At 43.4% G+C, this 18,820-nt stretch carries 24 protein-coding genes; 8 read left to right on the top strand and 16 right to left on the bottom strand.

From position 1 onward, the window contains the following. The first annotated feature begins 36 nt into the window (after positions 1–36). Both AC0VYG_RS05975 and AC0VYG_RS05970 read left to right on the top strand, forming a co-directional pair. Positions 37–1,761, top strand: coding sequence for an aminotransferase class V-fold PLP-dependent enzyme (locus AC0VYG_RS05975; protein WP_475431406.1), 1,725 nt, complete (start codon positions 37–39; stop codon positions 1,759–1,761). A gap of 278 nt (positions 1,762–2,039) precedes the next feature. Continuing rightward, the gene (locus tag AC0VYG_RS05970; protein WP_475431405.1) at positions 2,040–3,818 is read left to right on the top strand and encodes a diguanylate cyclase; all 1,779 of its coding nucleotides are present in this window, start codon (positions 2,040–2,042) and stop codon (positions 3,816–3,818) included. Between the two features lie 19 nt (positions 3,819–3,837). On the opposite strand, the gene AC0VYG_RS05965 is transcribed toward AC0VYG_RS05970, so the two are convergent. Next, positions 3,838–4,305 (bottom strand): MOSC domain-containing protein, encoded by a 468-nt coding sequence (locus AC0VYG_RS05965; RefSeq protein WP_475431404.1) that lies wholly within the window; start codon positions 4,303–4,305, stop codon positions 3,838–3,840. A gap of 248 nt (positions 4,306–4,553) precedes the next feature. On the opposite strand from AC0VYG_RS05965, the gene AC0VYG_RS05960 reads away from it, so the two are divergent. From AC0VYG_RS05960 to AC0VYG_RS05940, 5 genes are all read left to right on the top strand, one after another. Beyond that, positions 4,554–4,814: a DUF4212 domain-containing protein gene (locus AC0VYG_RS05960; RefSeq protein ID WP_475431403.1), complete on the top strand. Its 261-nt coding sequence runs from the start codon at positions 4,554–4,556 to the stop codon at positions 4,812–4,814. A 4-nt stretch (positions 4,815–4,818) separates the two neighbouring features. Beyond that, positions 4,819–6,585: a sodium:solute symporter family protein gene (locus AC0VYG_RS05955; RefSeq protein ID WP_475431402.1), complete on the top strand. Its 1,767-nt coding sequence runs from the start codon at positions 4,819–4,821 to the stop codon at positions 6,583–6,585. Positions 6,586–6,732: 147 nt separating this feature from the next. Beyond that, positions 6,733–7,248: a hypothetical protein gene (locus AC0VYG_RS05950; RefSeq protein WP_475431401.1), complete on the top strand. Its 516-nt coding sequence runs from the start codon at positions 6,733–6,735 to the stop codon at positions 7,246–7,248. Between the two features lie 37 nt (positions 7,249–7,285). Beyond that, on the top strand, positions 7,286–7,942 hold the full coding sequence (bluB, locus tag AC0VYG_RS05945) for a 5,6-dimethylbenzimidazole synthase (RefSeq protein ID WP_475431400.1): 657 nt from the start codon (positions 7,286–7,288) through the stop codon (positions 7,940–7,942). Between the two features lie 289 nt (positions 7,943–8,231). Beyond that, complete coding sequence (locus AC0VYG_RS05940) at positions 8,232–8,432, top strand: hypothetical protein (RefSeq protein WP_475431399.1); 201 nt, start codon at positions 8,232–8,234, stop codon at positions 8,430–8,432. A gap of 427 nt (positions 8,433–8,859) precedes the next feature. Here AC0VYG_RS05940 and AC0VYG_RS05935 read toward each other — a convergent pair whose 3' ends face one another. The 4 genes from AC0VYG_RS05935 to AC0VYG_RS05920 form a co-directional block, all read right to left on the bottom strand. After that, entirely contained in the window at positions 8,860–9,096 is a 237-nt protein-coding gene (locus tag AC0VYG_RS05935) for a glutaredoxin domain-containing protein (RefSeq protein WP_475431398.1), read from the bottom strand. A gap of 159 nt (positions 9,097–9,255) precedes the next feature. After that, positions 9,256–9,843, bottom strand: a complete 588-nt coding sequence (locus AC0VYG_RS05930) for a uracil-DNA glycosylase family protein (RefSeq protein WP_475431397.1) — start codon at positions 9,841–9,843, stop codon at positions 9,256–9,258. A 137-nt stretch (positions 9,844–9,980) separates the two neighbouring features. Continuing rightward, positions 9,981–10,301 (bottom strand): GNAT family N-acetyltransferase, encoded by a 321-nt coding sequence (locus AC0VYG_RS05925; protein ID WP_475431396.1) that lies wholly within the window; start codon positions 10,299–10,301, stop codon positions 9,981–9,983. Between the two features lie 172 nt (positions 10,302–10,473). Beyond that, a complete protein-coding gene (locus AC0VYG_RS05920) occupies positions 10,474–10,887 on the bottom strand; it encodes a hypothetical protein (protein WP_475431395.1) in 414 nt (137 codons plus the stop codon). Positions 10,888–11,109: 222 nt separating this feature from the next. Between AC0VYG_RS05920 and AC0VYG_RS05915 the strand changes: the two genes are divergently transcribed. After that, positions 11,110–11,961, top strand: a complete 852-nt coding sequence (locus AC0VYG_RS05915) for an AraC family transcriptional regulator (RefSeq protein WP_475431394.1) — start codon at positions 11,110–11,112, stop codon at positions 11,959–11,961. A gap of 87 nt (positions 11,962–12,048) precedes the next feature. Here the strand turns inward: AC0VYG_RS05915 and AC0VYG_RS05910 are convergent, their stop codons facing one another. The 11 genes from AC0VYG_RS05910 to AC0VYG_RS05860 form a co-directional block, all read right to left on the bottom strand. After that, positions 12,049–12,531 carry an FKBP-type peptidyl-prolyl cis-trans isomerase gene (locus AC0VYG_RS05910; RefSeq protein WP_475431393.1) on the bottom strand — a complete coding sequence of 161 codons (483 nt, stop codon included), beginning with the start codon at positions 12,529–12,531 and terminating at the stop codon, positions 12,049–12,051. A 271-nt stretch (positions 12,532–12,802) separates the two neighbouring features. Beyond that, complete coding sequence (locus AC0VYG_RS05905) at positions 12,803–13,168, bottom strand: DOPA 4,5-dioxygenase family protein (protein ID WP_475431392.1); 366 nt, start codon at positions 13,166–13,168, stop codon at positions 12,803–12,805. A gap of 136 nt (positions 13,169–13,304) precedes the next feature. After that, on the bottom strand, positions 13,305–13,940 hold the full coding sequence (locus AC0VYG_RS05900; RefSeq protein ID WP_475431391.1) for a TetR family transcriptional regulator C-terminal domain-containing protein: 636 nt from the start codon (positions 13,938–13,940) through the stop codon (positions 13,305–13,307). Between the two features lie 132 nt (positions 13,941–14,072). After that, complete coding sequence (locus AC0VYG_RS05895; RefSeq protein ID WP_475431390.1) at positions 14,073–14,546, bottom strand: HugZ family pyridoxamine 5'-phosphate oxidase; 474 nt, start codon at positions 14,544–14,546, stop codon at positions 14,073–14,075. A gap of 211 nt (positions 14,547–14,757) precedes the next feature. Beyond that, positions 14,758–15,129, bottom strand: a complete 372-nt coding sequence (locus AC0VYG_RS05890) for a DUF2750 domain-containing protein (RefSeq protein WP_475431389.1) — start codon at positions 15,127–15,129, stop codon at positions 14,758–14,760. Positions 15,130–15,228: 99 nt separating this feature from the next. Further along, positions 15,229–15,918 carry a pseudouridine synthase gene (locus AC0VYG_RS05885; RefSeq protein WP_475431388.1) on the bottom strand — a complete coding sequence of 230 codons (690 nt, stop codon included), beginning with the start codon at positions 15,916–15,918 and terminating at the stop codon, positions 15,229–15,231. 32 nt (positions 15,919–15,950) lie between these two features. Further along, positions 15,951–16,481, bottom strand: a complete 531-nt coding sequence (locus AC0VYG_RS05880; RefSeq protein WP_475431387.1) for a GNAT family N-acetyltransferase — start codon at positions 16,479–16,481, stop codon at positions 15,951–15,953. Positions 16,482–16,609: 128 nt separating this feature from the next. After that, positions 16,610–17,242 carry a YitT family protein gene (locus tag AC0VYG_RS05875; protein ID WP_475431386.1) on the bottom strand — a complete coding sequence of 211 codons (633 nt, stop codon included), beginning with the start codon at positions 17,240–17,242 and terminating at the stop codon, positions 16,610–16,612. Between the two features lie 166 nt (positions 17,243–17,408). After that, on the bottom strand, positions 17,409–17,714 hold the full coding sequence (locus tag AC0VYG_RS05870; protein ID WP_475431385.1) for a S24/S26 family peptidase: 306 nt from the start codon (positions 17,712–17,714) through the stop codon (positions 17,409–17,411). A 75-nt stretch (positions 17,715–17,789) separates the two neighbouring features. Further along, complete coding sequence (locus AC0VYG_RS05865) at positions 17,790–17,939, bottom strand: hypothetical protein (protein WP_475431384.1); 150 nt, start codon at positions 17,937–17,939, stop codon at positions 17,790–17,792. 257 nt (positions 17,940–18,196) lie between these two features. After that, on the bottom strand, positions 18,197–18,640 hold the full coding sequence (locus AC0VYG_RS05860) for a tetratricopeptide repeat protein (RefSeq protein WP_475431382.1): 444 nt from the start codon (positions 18,638–18,640) through the stop codon (positions 18,197–18,199). Between the last annotated feature and the right edge of the window lie 180 nt (positions 18,641–18,820).

The following is an 18,820-nucleotide window of genomic DNA, read 5'->3' as shown; positions in this document are numbered from 1 at the left end:
TACAGATAAAACATTTATTAATAAAGGCAATCTCGAATGCAATCTACTGTCAAAACAGCTCCTCAACAAATGACAACAAACGCCACTATAAAGACTAAAGAGAAAGAGGCACTACTCGAACGTATTCGACAAGGCATCATTGGCAAAGAGACGTTGATCGACACCCCGTTTGGAATGCGCAGACTCACTTATGCAGACTACACTGCCTCCGGACGCAGTTTGCAATTTATCGAGGATGCTATCCAGCAGTATGTTATGCCCTACTATGCGAACACTCATACGGAAGCCAATGCCACAGGCCAACAAACGACGTGCTATCGTGAGCAAGCTCGTGAGCAAATACGACAAGCGGTCAATGCCAGTAGTGAGGATCTTGTTTTATTTTGTGGTAGTGGTGCAACCAGTGCCGTGAACACCTTGATCACCCAGTTAGGGCTACGAGACCTTGCGGCCCAGGAAAAACACAACACCATCGTGTTTATCGGTCCCTATGAGCACCATTCGAACGAATTACCATGGCGTGAGCTAGGCCTAAAAGTGATTCGCATTCCCCAAGCGGAGGAAGGAGGCGTGTGCATCAAAACACTGGAAAATAAGTTGCAAGAACATCATGGTAAACGTCTTATTGGATCATTCAGCGCCGCTTCCAATGTCACAGGCATATTATGCGACCAAAACGCCATTACCGATTGCTTACATCGTTACAATGCCTTGTCTTTTTGGGATTTTGCCGCCGCTGCACCTTATATTGATATTGATATGAACCCCCAACAGAATAAGCAACTCGCCAAAGACGCCCTCTTTTTCTCGACACACAAGCTGGTTGGCGGCCCAGGTACACCTGGGATACTCGTGGTCAAGCGCGCCTGCATTAAAAACCAAAAACCAAGCCATATTGGTGGCGGTACGGTCTCTTTCGTCACCCCAGACTCCCATACTTTTTTACCAATTGGCGAACGTCGTGAAGAAGGTGGCACCCCCGCCATCATAGAATCCATTCGTGCTGGCCTCGTCTTCCAACTCAAACAAGCGGTTGGCGTCGATACGATCCTCAACAAAGAACACGCCTGGGTGCAAAAAATACACTCTCGTTGGAGCCATTCTTCGACAATCGAACGGTTAGGTCATGCCGATGCCCCCAGCCTTTCCATCACGGCGTTCCGTATCCGCACTGACTATGGCTATTTGCATCATGGTTTTGTCACCTCTTTATTGAACGATTTATTTGGCATCCAAGTTCGTGGCGGTTGTTCGTGCGCGGGTCCATATGGGCACCAACTATTAGGGATAAATGAAGCTCAGTCCAAGCGCATTCAAGAAGCGATGGCGAAGGGTGAAAAACTCGTCAAACCAGGCTGGGTACGCTTTAATCTCAATTACTTTCTAGAGGAAAGCGAGGTTGACTTTATTCTTGATGCAATTGATTTTGTCGCCGAACACGGACTCACTTTATTACCCTATTACGCCTATCTCCCAGAGAGTGATTTATGGCGTTTTCAAGGCAAAGGGGCAGCCACTACCAAGGATCTTAACACTTTATTATCGGCAACGTTATCGACCGCCCCTAAAGAGTCTTCTTTACAAACGTCGACGATAGATAAGAAGCAAGATTGGATGAACCGATCAAGTTATTTCGCAGCGGCATTAGACATCATTTCAGATTGTCAAAGCGGTCATTATGCTCGTCAGCAACAAGCTTTTAATGAACAATATAAAGACATCAAAACATTCGTTTTGGCTGGAGATTTGCCACTCTCTTAAATATTTCAAGGCTTTACTTAGGACCATGTGATCAAGTGTAAAGCCTTGTTTTTCAGACATATAATGGCCAACCAATTGGTTCACCGTCTCACACGGACAAGCTTACTTGTATTTTCAATATAACGATTTTTGGTTCTAATCATTATTTTTTCGGAGAATCACTAAAAAATATTACATGAAACACGACAATCCACATGACTTTAGCCAGGACATCAGGTTATATAGAGCAGTAGAAGTACGTTATTTTTCATAAATAGAAGTACGTCAGGAGACGAAACATGGCAAATGAGGCTAATACAAAGCTCAAGCCGTTGAAACAATTAGGCTTTCGCCTAAATTTAGTTCTTTTAAGTGTTCTTAGCTTCTATGTTCTGACAACAGGTTACAGCCTCTTTACCTTACGAGAACAATCCCAAGAGTTTGAAGCATTGTCTAACTCCTATTTTGACCGGGCAATGCATGCAGCGGAATTATCTCGAGAAGCAGAAGTCATTGCCTCTGACACTCTAGTCAATATGCTCAACCAAAGCTATGACAACAAATACATTCAAACGCCAACCATTGGCCTGCCTGAACAAAACAAAAATATTGTCAATAATGTTTCATTTGAAAGTTCCTTTGAAGATATTCGTCAGCAATTAACCGCTAACACACCACATGAACAAGCCTTAATTGACAAGATAGATAGGTTAAAAAAACCCTACTTCGACACTATTCGTATCTTAAATAACTATCTGATTGAAAAAAGAAATATCACCCAGTTACAACGTAATATTGAGTCTCGTCTGCTAAGCCTACAAAAGAAAATCTACCTCCTCCCACAAACAACAGAACATCAAAAAAACCTTGTTGATGAGCTTATCAAAACCATCAATCTAAGTGTTCTGACATTGCACTCGACAACTTTCAATCAACTGATTGCTCACATGAACAGCATTTCCTCATTAATCTCAAACATGTCATATCAAGATAACTTGACATCATCTGAATGGCAAAACATTAGTCTTATCAGCAAGTTATCTAAGCAGGTATTCAACACAACACTTAAACGACAAATGCAACTCTCGGCCACGTTAATAGCAGTAAACAAAACACGCATGGAAGCCAAAAAACTCAGCAATGCATGTTACGATCTTTATGTGTTATTAAAACAATCAACGCAAAAAGCCTCTTCGGCACACAAAGCATTTATCAGTAAAGTGATGCTAAAAATCGGCTTATTTAGCGTTATTTTTCTGTTACTAACAGGCATTGCATACTGGTTCATCCATCACTACCTGATTCATCGTTTGAACCGATTAAATAGCGTGATGCTAGAACATGTCGAAGGCATAAAAACAAACATACCTCAGTCAGGTAATGATGAAATTGCGATGATGGGGAAAGCATTTTCTATTTTTGTCGAGGCGACCAATAAAGCGCAACAAGACTCCCTCAAAGCTCAAAAGCGCACCGAAGAGGCCAATCAAAAGCTGACTCAGCTCAACCAGTCACTGAAGCAATTAAGCCATACCGACGAACTTACTCAAATGGCGAACCGCCGACATTTCTTCCACGAACTCACGAACATGTGGCAACTTGCCTGTGAGAAACAAATCAGCATAAGCATCATCATGCTTGATTTAGACTGGTTTAAAAATTTCAATGATTACTATGGTCACCAAGCTGGAGATAAATGTTTATTTCAAGTGGCACAATTGATTCTAGCGGAAGTAAAAAGTACACAGGGCATCGCGGCCCGCTACGGAGGTGAAGAGTTCATCATTCTACTACCCTATTTTGACCTAGACCGAGCAATGGTGTTCGCTAAAAAACTACAAAGCAAACTCTACGAAGAAGAAATCGAACATCATAAGTCGCCTAAAAAACGCATTACGCTGAGTCAAGGCATCACCAGCCATATACCAAAGGAGGGGGATAAATTTGATCACCTCATCCATCTCGCCGACCAGGCCTTATATAAGGCAAAAAACAATGGACGAGATCAAATTATCGCTCAAGCGAATGAGGAGTATGCGCCATTAAGAACCTTCCCCAGCCCATCCAGCTCCCTCTAGGGTGCAGGTCGGTGGCCATTTAATAAGATAAGTCATTACTGACGATAAAAGGCATACCTGTGTTTAAAATCCCTGTACTTAACACATTCGCTCTTAACCCACCACGGTGCAACCAAGCTTTAACCACTTGTGGCGCAGATAAAGAGTCATTGGCAAGCAACTGCCCCAAAAACGCACAAGGCTCACACAATTCCACCCCGTAAAAGCGTACATCGCCAATCATGAACTCTTTTCCGACCAAATGATTTAATCGAACGCCCTCCGTCACAATGTTTCGGCGTGTCGCTGACAGCCCAATTTGTTGATTAAAATTCGTATTAAAAGCATCTATTTCTTCACTTTCTACAAAGGTTATGTTCTGGCCTTCTTCTTGCCGCTTGGCATAGTTCCGGTCACCGACGATGCCTTTTCCAGCGTCCACTTTAACGGCCTCAATTTCAATCTGGGGCATTTTCGACTTTTTGGCAACAAATATGCTTTTGATCATTCTCTTTTCCCTTCTTAATCAAACTGTCCTAAAGCGACTCTTTTCAATCCACCAATACGTAACGGATCTTATTCGTCACGTTTTATTCATCATAACCCGACATCTCAGACTTTTGTGCTAACCATACCACTCAACCTTCAACCACGTCTTTAACACATAATTTTTGATCATTTATTACACAAAATAAACAAATCGCTGCTAAATTAAAAATGCGTTGTAAAACAATAATGATAAATAAGGAGATTACCATGTCTAACCCCAAATCAAATGCTGAAAAATACTGGCAAGCTAACCTAAGACTCATACTAGGCTGCTTAGTTGTCTGGGCATTAGCCTCTTATGGTTGCGCTATTTTGCTTCGCCCATTTTTATCGAGCATTCACATTGGAGGAACCGACCTTGGTTTCTGGTTTGCTCAGCAAGGATCCATGCTTGTTTTTATCGCAATCACCTTTTTCTATGCTTGGAGAATGAACAAGTTAGACAAAGAATTTGGCTTAGAGGAGTAATTCTATGAGTCAATTTGTCATCAACTGCTTGTTCGTCGGGGCTTCCTTTGCTCTTTATATTGGTATTGCTATTTGGGCAAGGGCAGGCTCTACCAAAGAGTTTTATGTCGCTGGCGGTGGTGTTCACCCAGTCTTAAACGGCATGGCAACCGCTGCGGATTGGATGTCTGCCGCTTCTTTTATCTCCATGGCGGGGTTAATTGCCGCTGGCGGCTACGCCAATTCCTCGTTTTTAATGGGCTGGACAGGAGGCTATGTTTTACTCGCCATGCTGTTAGCTCCCTATTTACGCAAATTTGGTAAATACACGGTACCTGATTTTATTGGTGATCGCTTTTATAGTAGCGGCGCCAGGTTAGTGGCCGTTGCCTGCTTAATCATCGCCTCTACTACCTATGTTATTGGCCAGATGACAGGGGCTGGAGTGGCCTTTTCGCGTTTCTTAGAGGTCAGTAACGATATCGGGCTGTTCATCGCTGCCGTGGTGGTGTTTTTGTACGCGGTACTGGGCGGCATGAAAGGCATTACCTATACACAAGTCGCTCAGTATGTGGTGCTGATTATCGCTTACACGATACCTGCCATTTTCATTTCTCTCCAGCTCACCGGTACCTTCTTACCTCCTATAGGCTTATTTTCAACCCACGTTGAATCCGGCATTCCGTTATTAGAAAAGCTTGATCAAGTGGTACGCGAATTAGGCTTTAGAGATTACACAGCAGATGTCGATAATAAGCTCAATATGGTTCTATTCACTCTGTCTCTCATGATTGGTACCGCTGGTTTACCACACGTTATTATTCGCTTTTTCACCGTACCAAAGGTAGCGGATGCACGTTGGTCGGCGGGTTGGGCCTTGGTCTTCATTGCATTATTGTATTTAACCGCTCCTGCTGTTGCTTCCATGGCTCGCTTGAACTTGTTAACCACCATTTACCCAAATGGCCCCACAGAACAACCAATAGAGTACGCTGAGCGGCCTGATTGGATCAAGAATTGGGAAACCACAGGTTTGATCAAGTTCCAAGATAAAAATGGCGACGGACGCATCGAACTCTACAACGATTCGCCAGCTTTTGCAGCCACGGCAGCAGAACGAGGCTGGAATGGGAGCGAGTTAAGTGTCAACAACGACATTCTTGTATTGGCAAACCCAGAAATAGCCAACTTACCAGGTTGGGTTGTAGGACTGATCGCAGCAGGAGGATTAGCGGCCGCCCTGTCTACCGCGGCGGGTTTATTGCTCGCCATCTCGTCGGCCGTCAGCCACGATTTAATTAAAGGCACCATTAACCCTAATATTTCTGACCGAGGCGAATTACTGGCGGCTAGGATCTCTATGGGGGTCGCCATTGCGGTGGCGACCTATTTAGGCATGCATCCACCGGGCTTTGCCGCCCAAGTCGTCGCCTTAGCTTTCGGCATTGCGGCTGCGTCTATTTTCCCTGCTTTAATGATGGGAATTTTCTCCAAACGCATCAACAATAAGGGAGCCATTGCAGGTATGCTGGCAGGTTTAGGCTGTACCTTAGTCTATATCTTCCTATTCTTAGGATGGTTCTTTATTCCTGGTACAGCCTCGTATACCAATACGCCAGATAATTGGCTCTTTGGTATCTCTCCATTATCATTTGGAGCCATCGGCGCGGCCATTAACTTTATCGTTGCATTCATGGTCTCTTATATGACAGAAGAACCCCCGAAATCCATTCAAGATCTGGTGGAAAGTGTGCGTTACCCACAAGGGGCTGGTCATGCTGTCGATCATTAGATCATCAGGCTCTATCCAATATTGAGGTTCAGGCAATATTGAAGTGCAAGGAACAAGAAACCGAACACGACAATCGTGTTCGGTTTCTTTGTTTATAGCAACTTCCTGTATGATGATCAGCAATCTAAAAATAGTAAGAGAGAAACCATGTTTTGGGAATTCATTTCGACCATCTTTGCAGGACTAGGAGGGGCAGGCATTGCCCTTTTAATACGCCATTTGACGAAGAAAAAAGCCCCCGTCTGGTTTATTCCTGCCTTTGCAGGTTTCACCATGTTAAGCTTTCAAATACTGGGAGAATACGATTGGTATCCACATCAAGTCAGCTTATTACCAAAAGGCGTTGTCGTAGTAAAAACCGTGCAAGAGAAAACCCTGTGGCGTCCTTGGAGTTATATCTACCCTCAAACCGTGCGCTTTATCGCTGCAGATGTGGGCCATTCAGCCATCAATCAGCGCCACCCCAGTTGGGTATTAGTTGATCTGTATTTTTTTGAACGGCACCATAGTGCAAAACGCGTCACACAAGTGGTCGACTGTAAAAACAATGCTCGTTCCAACTTTTTCAAAACTGCGCAAGATTCCACCTTTGCGTGGCATAAATTAAAAAGTGATGACCCTATACTCACCACCGTGTGTGCAGGTATCGATACTGCCCACTAATTCCCACCATATAATGTAACGAATAAACAACACCAAAATGAAAATTACCCAAGAAGAACGCGATGCCGTTTATAAAACCATTTTCGCCCGTCGGGATGTGCGTAAAGAATTCATAGATAAATCCATCCCTGATGACGTATTAGAGCGTATATTGATCGCAGCACATCATGCTCCAAGTGTTGGCTTCATGCAGCCTTGGGACTTTATTGTGGTACAAAACACACAAACTAAACAAAAGATCAAACAAGGCTTTCTCACTGCCCATGCTGAAGCCACAAACCTGTTTGAAGGGGAGCGTAAAGAAAAATATCAAAGTTTAAAACTCGAAGGCATCGAAGAAGCACCGATGGGCATTTGTGTGACCTGTGATCGAAGTAGAACCGGCTCAGTCGTATTAGGACGCACAGCAAAACCGGAAATGGATTTATTCAGTGCCGTCTGCGCGGTACAAAACCTGTGGCTGGCAGCGCGAGCAGAAAACATTGGCGTTGGTTGGGTCAGTATCGTACACGACCATGTGATTCGAGAGGCCCTTCACATTCCAGAGAATATCGATATCATCGCCTACCTATGTGTTGGCTACGTTGAACAGTTTCAAACCACCCCCGATCTAGAGCGCTTTGGCTGGTTACCAAGAAGAGAAGCAAAAAGTGCCATCCACTTTGAATCGTGGACTCATCCAATAAACGAGTAAACCAGCGCCTATACTGACATTGCAATCATTAGCAAGTTAAAAACAGCCCTGTTTCGAGGCTGTTTTTAACATCGAAAAGCTTTACCCTCCAACTCACCATGGATACCTCTCACGCTTACCCCTTTAAATCAAAATAGTTGAATTTAATTCATCAATAAGAATAGAAAACATCGTTTGTTATTTAGACAGCCGCCCTCTAATATTGTCCTTGTAGTCAGAAAGTTGAATCAACTAAAGACTACATGATCTAAATAAGCTACTAGCTACTAAATGGAAAGAGGAACTCATTATGAAAACTCAAAAATCTATCGAAGAATTACTTTCTGGTGTCGATACTAAATATCTTACTGAAAGCGAAAAGGCGACTCTGATTGCCCGTGCAAAAAGCACTGAGTATGTTTTCGATCTTATCTTTTCTGCTGCATCTTCTATGAAAAAAGTCGTCAGTAAATTTAACGTGTACGCATCAAAACTTGCGCACCTTGCTTAATTGTCACGTCAATAAAACATATTTCTAAGAGCAACTGAGCAAGCATTAATAACAGGCCTCTCATCCTAACATGGCCTTTTAAAAATGACTTACTCTTCGGGATCACGCGCTAGAATAACAATAAGCGCCCACTCTCCCGCTTTATTTTCCTCCTAATACAATTCTTTCACTCTTTTCTTTTGTTTCCCTTTGATTAGGTACAGCGCCCTTTATTATCATGCTCCTTTTAATCAGATGCAGACTTCATATCTCACTATAACGTCTTTTGCATACCTAACAAAAAATGTATCGCTATATTTCGTCTATCTCGATGATAAGCGGTGTATTGAGAAAGATAGTCGACAGGCGCTTTCATGGTGGCATTCTCCTTTTGTCTTATTGTTATAAGGCCTAAGCAAAACGCATTAAAAATCAAGCAAAATGACTATCAAATAATCGCGAAACGGCGCTGTAGATCGTGAAAACCACCGATGTATTCATCGTCTAAAAACACTTGAGGAAGGGTATAAATATCGTGTCCAACCAGCCTGGATAATGTCACTCTGGTTAGATTTTCGTCTTTTATATCAATATAGTGGTAAAGAACATTATTGTCCTCCAAGACTTGCTTCGCCCGACGACAAAACAAACAGTCATCGTGCCCATACAATAAGTATTTTTTCATAGCCACCTTACCTCATAAAAAATCCACTCTATAAGAGTCACGAGGCTATATATAATCAATTGATTTTATTAAGTATATTGTAAAAAACTATTCGATATTGCGGATCATAACCGTAAACGAGCCAACATAATGCCGCCCTGTTTTATTACGAGTGTACTTTTAGATAATACGTGCAACGCTCATTTTTAGCGCTGGCAGAACCTCTTCTTCAAACCAAGGGTTTTGTTTTAGCCAACGGTTATTACGAGGGCTTGGGTGAGGTAAAGGCAGCCTGCCTTGAGCTAAATATTCTCTCCAATGTTTTACTTGTTCCGTTACCGATGCTTTCCCTTTCACACCTAGATGATAGGCTTGGGCATAAGAACCCAGCACGATAACTAATTCAATGCTTTTAAGTTCAGCCAATAATGGAGTCCGCCATAAATCCGCACATTCTTTTCTTGGAGGCAAATCCCCAGATTTCCCCGTCCCAGGAAAGCAAAAACCCATGGGAACCAGTGCTATCTGCTTAGCATCATAAAAAACGTCTTTTGATACTCCCAGCCATTGACGTAGTCGATCACCACTTGGATCATCAAAGGGTCGTCCTGCTTCATGCGCTTTTTGCCCAGGAGCTTGCCCAGCAATTAAAATTTTTGCATCAGGATGGATTTGTAGAATGGGCTTGGGGGGCAAAGGAAGGCAAGCGGCGCAATGCTGACAACCTCTAATAGACGATTCTAGCTCGATAAAAGAATGACTGATCATCGCAAACTCACAATGCTACCGGAGTGATAAGGACATAGACACAAAATCCTCTTCTTCCTCTATTATCACATAGCCAAGGCCTTGATAAAATTGAATCGCGTTTGCGTTACATTTGAAAGAGGATAAGCTCACGGCAGTCAACCATTTTCCCTAGCCTTTTTTTGAACAAAAGCCATGATAGAGGTGCCAATATTTCGTTGCCGCCACTCAGGGAATACAATTAGCCAATGCACATGACAAGAAGCATTATGACGCTTGTAACACAGCACACCAACCCGATCTTTTTCTACTTTTACCCAGTAGAACCAATCAAGCTGATATTCATTCTCTAAGCGCTGACGCTGAAATGTATCCTCCCAGCCAAATACCGCATCAACATATGGAAAGATACCTTCCTTAATACGAACAAACAAATCCTCAAATTCGCTTTCTACTATGGGCTCTAACACGAGCTTCATACCATTCTCCCACCCTACTCTGCCTTAAGACTGACCTTAGAATGCCTCTTTTTAAATGGCAATAAAAAGATTCTTTTATACGACTGGCAGCAATGAGAAGCTTTCACAGGGCAACAAGTTAGACCCTATTTCGACGATCAAATGCTCTTCCTGCTTTTCTCGTTACTTCGATCTAAAAAGGTGTCCATGCTTCTGTTTGTTCGCTTAGCAACAATGTATGCGCCAAATCCAGCGCCTCGTCCTTGTTGGCAACCATGAACATAGGATAACCCCAGAACTTCTCATAAATGATAGCGAACGCTTTAGTCGCCAACCGCTTGGCGGTATTCGGCTCAATGTAAATGGCAGCTTTAACGAAGGATCTCAATTCGTTCTTGTGACGTTTCATCCAAAGTGATGTTTGCTTCATTTCTTCCGGCGAATGTTCGTGATCACCTTTATCAAGCCCCTCGCCGTTGAGCAAAACAAAGACTTCTTTACGAGCAAGCAATGCCTCAAACTCGGCAAAAGAGGAATCCTCGGAATCGGTACCCGACGTATTTAGTTGTATCCAAACTAGAGGGAACTGCGAAGTGTCAATTAACATGTCAATACTCCTTATAAATATAAGAAAAATCGCTAGCGGCCACACCTCGTCAGAAAAATACTCCTCTTTTTTGGAGGTGCCATGCTCTGAGAGAGCAAAACAGCTAGCATGGTTAATTTCACAATACCTTAGGAATAACTGGACGTCATTTCATAATTTGGCCATAATATTTTTCAATTAGGCCAAATTATTCTACCTTCAATCCGAGGTTCAGCACTTACTATGTCGAACATTGCCATCACAGACCTGAACGTAACCCGAAACGTTGATGACGTCCCCCGTCCCGTTGTCGCTCTGGGTGCCACATCGGTAGCAAAGGACTGGGAACATGCGAGTCATCAGCACCGCAAGGCCCAACTGCTTTACTCCGTGCGCGGCATTCTCAACTGTGAAATCGAAGACGGTGTCTGGATAGTGCCACCACAATGCGCAGTATGGATACCGGGAGACTTGCCCCACTCAGCCTGTGGGTCGGGTGAAACAGAGTGTTATTGCCTGTTCGTCGAGCCTGATGCCGCTCCGGACCTTCCAAAAAGCTGCTGCACGATCTCGGTATCGCCATTGCTACGTGAGTTGCTTCTAAAAGTAGCTGAGATTCCTGAGCTATATACGCTGGGAGGGCGAGAAGATCGACTGATCGCCACTTTGTTGGATGAGTTGGCGGCGGCTCCAGTGGAAGACCTTTATCTGCCGATGCCACGCGACCCGCGCTTGCGCCGCTTAGCGGAAATGCTGTTGGCCGATCCCACAGACAAAACGTCAAAGGGCGATTGGGCTACCCGCATTGGCATGAGTGAGCGAAGCATGAGCCGGCTCCTGATGCACGAAATAGGAATGAGCTTTGGCCGCTGGCGTCGACAACTGCATGTTATTCTTGCTCTGCAACGCTTGACCAAGGGCGAAAGTGTGCAGACGGTGGCATTGGAACTGGGATACGAAAATGCTAGCGGGTTCGTCACCATGTTCCGCAAGGCGGTTGGTAAGCCTCCAGCACGATACCTCTCGGACCGAACAATGGGCACCGAATCGGCCCCCGTACCCGGCATCATACTCACCGAGCAAATTTCCCCCTAGTACGGTGCTAGCGTTATGTTGACATAAAAAAAACGGCCCTGTTTCCAGAAGCCGCTTTTTCGTGTGTCATGTTGAATCAGCTTAAGCTTAGTGCTGATGACCACCTTCACCATGAACATGTCCATGCTCTAGCTCTTCAGCTAAGGCTTCACGAACCTCGACGATTTCTACATCAAAGTTCAATGTTTTACCCGCTAATGGGTGGTTGCCATCTAACATTACACCATCTTCTTCCACACCGATGACGGTTACAGGCTGTTGTCCGCCTGGTGTTTGAGCCATAAACTGCATGCCAACTTGAATGTCATCAACGCCTTGGAAATTCTCATGTGGCACTTTTTGAATCAATTCTTCATGCACTTCACCGTACCCATCCGCAGGCGCCACTTCTACGTTCAATTTATCGCCAGCCACCTTACCTTGAATCGCTTTATCTAAACCATCAATAATGTTTTGAGCACCACTCAAGAAGACTAGAGGTTCTTGACCGATAGACGAATCGAGTTGTTGACCTTGGTCATCAGTCAATGTGTAGTGCATGCTTACCACGGCGTTTTCAGAAATTTGCATTGTCTTCTCTCCTAATTAAAAGTGAATAAGGGAACGAGTGCTTGATACAAGCAAACAGACTTTGCGTAACACCGCCACAACACGAACCCAAGACTGTAGTAGTTTGTTCAACTATGATAACGCGACATAGATTGAATAACTACCGCATAAGCAATCAAGTTTGGGACGTTCAACCATTTTTCTAGGGGGGGGTTAAAAAACTTTTAATACAAAGCAAAAAAACGCTTAACAATCACAATTTAAGCGGCTTTTCTTATTGTAAACAACACTTCTAGCCTGCGTCGAACTGAGAAATATCCAGCGTATGGGCATGACCCAACCAACTCACGCCTTGAGTATGATCAAAGTAATCATCATCGGTTACCGGATGAACAAACACATCAAGGGATTGGCGATTCAACATTAACCAGGGAACAAAGTCCGCAAATGTTTTGACGGCAAACGATAATTGACAGCTCCAGAGCGGATGAGGGCCAACTGGTTGTCGATGGAAACGACCAACCTGTAATTCGAATAAGTCACTCGCCTGTTGTGCAATCTGCTTTGCCAATTCAAGGCCAGACTCATCTCGATAATACAAATGAGCATGATAAGCTTTTATATCCGACACCTCTACAGTACGTCTATTGTGTTTCATAGCGCCCTCTATTTCTAAATACTGTCAGACCTTCTAAAACATTTAAGGTCATAAAAAAAGCAAAAGGCTGAAAAATCATCCCATTTAGGAGACGATCAATCAGCCTTTAACCATTGTTACAACAAGAAAAAGTCGATCAGGCCACCTGTGATTGCGGTAAACTCAAGCCAACACCTTGTAAAATAATGCTACTGACCGTGTCTCCGACACGCTTCAGATCCTCTTCATCCTGAGTCTCTTTATGGGACAGTGCCAGTATTTGGGCTTCAAAATCTGCATAATGCTGAGTCGTTGCCCAAATCATAAAAATCAAGCTGACTGGATCTACTGAACGCATCTTTCCACCATCGATCCATGCTTGAATAAGCGCTGTCCGAGAGCGAAACCAAGGACTTAACTCTTCCTTCAAATAGTCACGAATATGATTCGCACCACTAATGACTTCCATAGCAAAAATACGCGAAGATCGACCTTGTTCGAAACTTTGCTTCAGCTTTATACGAATAAAACTATCCAACACTTGCGCCGGATCATCGTCCACCGTAGCTCGATCAAACAGATCATTCCACCCACGTACAATTTTATTAAGCACCTGCTTATACAAGTTTTCCTTCGACTGAAAGTAATAGACAATATTAGGTTTTGGTAATGCAGCACGATCTGCAATATGTTGCAAGCTGGCACCACTAAACCCCTTCAAGCCAAATTCCACTTCAGCCGCGTCTAAAATACGAGTAAAAATTTCTTCACGATTACTTTGACGCTTACTCATTACTTTCATAAATCCTTGTTCACTTGCTCTCTACATAAACCCTATGTTACTGACTTCATTATCCTATTCAGCCTAAGCATTAAAGTGCAACGAAAGTTTCACAATAAAAATAATGAAAATCGTCTATACCTTTTAATAAAGCACACTATCATCAATAACATGGTCGTTTTTGAACTGTTGAATGAAATTTACTTTCTCTGGGTCTAAGCGAACCAAGTAAAAATCCTTCTGGGCAACTAATGTCGTCACAGTCTCACCAAAACGCTCCGTTAACAGCTGAATCCCCATGGCCCACTCTTCACTATCTTGCTCAATAAACTCCGCTGTCACATCGTATTGAACACGAGGACGTAAGTAAGGATTATTCGACTCAGACTCTTTTTGAACAATCATTACACAACCAATCGGATTATTATGCAGATGATGAGTATGAGGAGAAAGCTCGCTGACTAATAAATAAAAGCAGTTCTCGCCCAAAGCATAGGGGGCATAAGAAGAAAAAGGACGGTTCTGTAAAGATAATGTCGCCAACTGCAACGTTGTGGCAGTTTCTAAAATGGTTTTAATTTGATTGGATATTTGCGATGTATCGGTAGACATAGTCATGGTGCACTCCTTTTAAAGATGACACCTCATCCTACCACAGCCTTTATTAGCCGCATTAGATAGATATCATCTTTGTTAGTAAATCATCTAAAAAATACGCTTACCTTTAAAAAGATATTACTTTGTACTGTCTGTGCTTTACCTTCTGACCAGTACAAAACGCAAAGCACTGAAGTAGGCCAAACCTAGCCACGTGCTCTGTGTCAGTAAACTATTCTAAAAGTGCTTTTAATTCTTGAGCAGTCGATAGTTTGCCTTCATCTTCAATATTTGGGAAGACGGCAATCATAATATTGTCCTGCATTAGGCTAGGCAACCATTGGCCCGTAAACGTCGCCAGCTCAACCGCAACGGGTTCGCAGTCATCCCAATCCTCTACCGCCCACTGGCTGGCAAATGCTTCATCAGGCCAGACCATAACACAATCACCATCATCTGTTTCTACCATAACGAAGCCTTCTTCGTTACTGAGACTCCAAATGGTTTGTGTTTGTTTCGCTTGCTCGACAAAATACGCTAAACGCTCACTATCTGGTGCAATAAGTAGTTGGACACGTTCGTCCATCGTCAACTCTTTACTCATCTGGATTCTCTCTTACTCAATGATGGAACATGGCGCTTGTTAATTGAGCGCTAATCTTATTTCAAACCCTCTGTATGAAACAGGTAGACAGATACAGGTTTAAAAATACGCCACTTCGTCTTTTGTCAGCTCGCGAAACTCACCTGGCTGTAACCCCTCATCCAACACCAAAGGACCAATTCGATCACGATGCAAGGTTTCGACCCGGTTTCCTACCGCTGCTAGCATACGCTTGACCTGATGGTATTTCCCTTCTTGAATCGTCAGAAAAATCTCTGCTTCCGCAATACGCTCGGCTTTAGCGGGTAAAGTTGGCACCTGTTCGCCATTGAGCATCACCCCCTCTTCTAACTGCTTAAGCGCATGATCATCAATCGGTTCAGCCAACGTCATACGATAACGCTTTTGGCACACACTTTTTGGTGAGGTAATACGATGTAGCCATTGTCCATCGGTCGTGAACAACAACAACCCCGTTGTATCCTTGTCTAAACGCCCCACCACTTTCAGCGGTTGACCTAAATGCGTCCCCAGTAAATCTATGACAATGGGGTGATCGGCGTCTTGCGTGGCACACACATAGCCCGAAGGCTTGTTCATTAAATAATAGCCTTCAGAAGGCCAAGCCAGCGGTACAGCATCCAAACAAATGACATCCTTCTCCTCTACTGGGTAATTGGCTTTTTTAATCACCTCACCATTTACTGTTACACGACTTTTAGAGATCGCTACTTTAGACGCTTTACGAGCGAGGTTTGTCACATGGGATAAATAAAAATCAAGTCTCAAGAGATCGCCTATGGCTATGGGTGAATATACAGTTACGAGAATACTTCGTGTGTGGGTTCAATTTCTTTATAAAAAAAAGTGGCGTTGTGTAATGCACCATTGGCGCTACGGGTGTAGCCAGGCACTTCACCAAAGGGAATATAACCAAGTTTGATGTACATGTCATGGGCCACATCATCACTGCGTACTTCCAATATCAGCAATTGGCGCTGCATGGCCGCCGCAACGCGCTCCACACCTTTCATGAGCATACTTCCCAAGCCATGTTCTCGAGCTTGGGTATGCACCATCAGCTTTTCAATATCGCAGCGATGTAAAGCATTGGCTTTAGGCGACATACCAATTTGTACGCTACCGACGATTTTATTATCCTCACGAACCAATAAAACTTGTTTCAGGTTAACTTTTAAATCGTCATTCACGGTTAACCAATAAGACTTGGCCTCCAACTCACTCATAGGAGGTAAAAAACCAATGGGAGCCCCAGAATCAACTGCATCACACAGCAATTCAATTAGGTCATTAAGGTAAGGCTTAAGATCATCAACTTTGAGCAGCTCCAAACCAAGTTTCCTTCTTTTATCACAATGCCTCTATAATACCTGAGCGCGACCACATAGGAAATCGCCGCACTCATTTATTAAAAAAACATAATAAAATAGGTGGTTAACACACTCGATGCCAATGATGGCTAAGCAGAGACATTTCCCAAGTAACGGCCAGGTTTGTGATTCACTGCAATGATCATATTTAAAGCGACGGCACCAATAATCGAAATGGCCACCAGAGAGATATCCACGATAAACAGTGAAGACGTTAAAATGGTCAAGTCGACCAGCATCTGAAACTTGCCAATAGACCACCCATATTTATCCGCTAAGAAGCGTGACAATATATTAATGCCTCCCAAGCTGGCATCATGACGAAACAGCATCAAAAAACCGACGCCCATCAAAAAACCGCCAACTGCCGCCGCATACACTGGCTGAACGCTCGCAAAGGAAACAAGCCGAGGCGTCACTTCAGAAAAAAAAGACAAGCAAAACACCGACGCAAACGTCTTGAGCGTAAATTCCCAACCGATGTGCCGAATGGCAATCAAATAAAAAGGAATATTGACGAAAAAGAACGCCTCACCAAAGTTTACCGAAGTGGTATAACTCAATAGAAAAGCAATACCAGCCGTACTGCCTGTTAGCAAACCCGCCTGTGCAAACAAATTGACACCTAACGCAATAATCAAGGTACCAATCAGAACCGCTAGAGCATCTTCTAGGCGGGTATGGCGTTTAGTTGAAGCTGGAGCAACAGTAGAACAGGACATAGTTTTCTCTATTTAAATCACATGGTAAAAGGGCAAAATGAGGAGTGAATTTTAGTGAATAGGAAGGAAGAGACCAAGAGAGCCGGATAAGACAAAATCGTTCGATTTGTAAAAAGTGTACACTTTTTTGTACAGGCATTCTATGCAGAGACAAGCAGACACATCACTAGCCGTCAGTTTGTTTCCTATGATTCGCGCATATACGGAAAACAACCTTGCCCAATACACGTCGAGGAGAAACCCAGCCAATACGCTCCGATTCTAAGCTAGTCGGGTGTTCCCCAATAAGCCATAACTGACCATCTGGCGCAATATGACGTATTTTCTTTATGATAATGCCATACAAAAAATGATCGACGACGACAACATCTCCAATACAACATGAGAGAAACCAGCGGCTCGTTAAAACAAAGTCATTATGATGCAAGTAGGGAGCCATGCTTTGCCCCTCGATTTTCATTAAGCGAAACATAAATAACCTCCTCGTTCACCAAGTCTATCGTCTAACGCTATAACGAAAGATTCCATTTAGCGGCAACCATCTCTGTTACTTTGTCCGGCAAAAAGAAGATTGGCTCTCAATACGGTGCCGTCTCTGTGCCGCCTGCATAGCCATATCCGAGACCGTAATACTGTGCGCTTTGGCCGTTTTAAAACCAATCACTTTATCTAACAAAAGAATTACCCAATGCAACATATTCTATGACTCCTTTTTTGTTGATGAGGTCCATGCTTTTTTTCATGATGCTTACGACCTCGAATGCACTGTTTATAGACAAAACCAGAGACAATAAAAGCCCCAGCAAGGCACACTAAAAAATCATGTAGCAGCAATTTCCATTGATGTATTTGCCCATCCGCTAATGCAAAAGCTAGAGGACTAAATCCCAGAATAAGGAGAAATAGCATGCCTTTTTCTCTGATCAAACCACTTCGCCTTTTCATATTATTCTCCTAATGAAACGTCGCTGTTAACGCGGAAGGATCCGCTTGAGGAAGCGGGCGAAGCAAACTAGAACGCTTAACCACTGTCTCCTTTCCACAGCTTTGCGTGAACAATTCCCACTCAAAACGAATATGGTTTACCGTCTGAAGGATAAGATCACGCTGCTCTATAGCTAAATCAGGGCTCGCAACCACAGCTTGTAAAAAATCAATGGCCTTTTCAAATTGCCGATTGGCAGCAACCACATTCCCTAGCCCGGTATAAGACTCTGCAATATTAAGGTAACTAACCGCCATCGCCGCCACGACAGACTCTGGATCCAGACGGAAGTCCTCCTCAAAACGTTTTAATAGTTGATCAAGCGCTTGTTGGTTAAAATCCACCGCTTCTAAAAAAGCGTGATTAGAGTGGGCTTGATTCGCTTGCCTTGTTAACTTTTCCCAGTATTGCATCGTCTTTTCTACCTATCGTGTAAGATGAGTTTATCAGAGCAACTTAATGAGAATTATTATCATTTAAAAACAATAAAAAATCCACTCTTTTTGATAATAAATCTCATTTGATTTTGCTATCAGAAGGAAAACAATCATCAAACAAAGCGATGATCGTGTGCATTGTTTAAAGAAGCGTAT

The organism is Marinomonas sp. 63XJN7_7_ISO-PGPR-S23-202, from assembly GCF_056173505.1.
The sequence above is the reverse complement of the archived record's forward strand: the minus strand, read 5'-3'. Positions and strand labels throughout refer to the sequence as shown.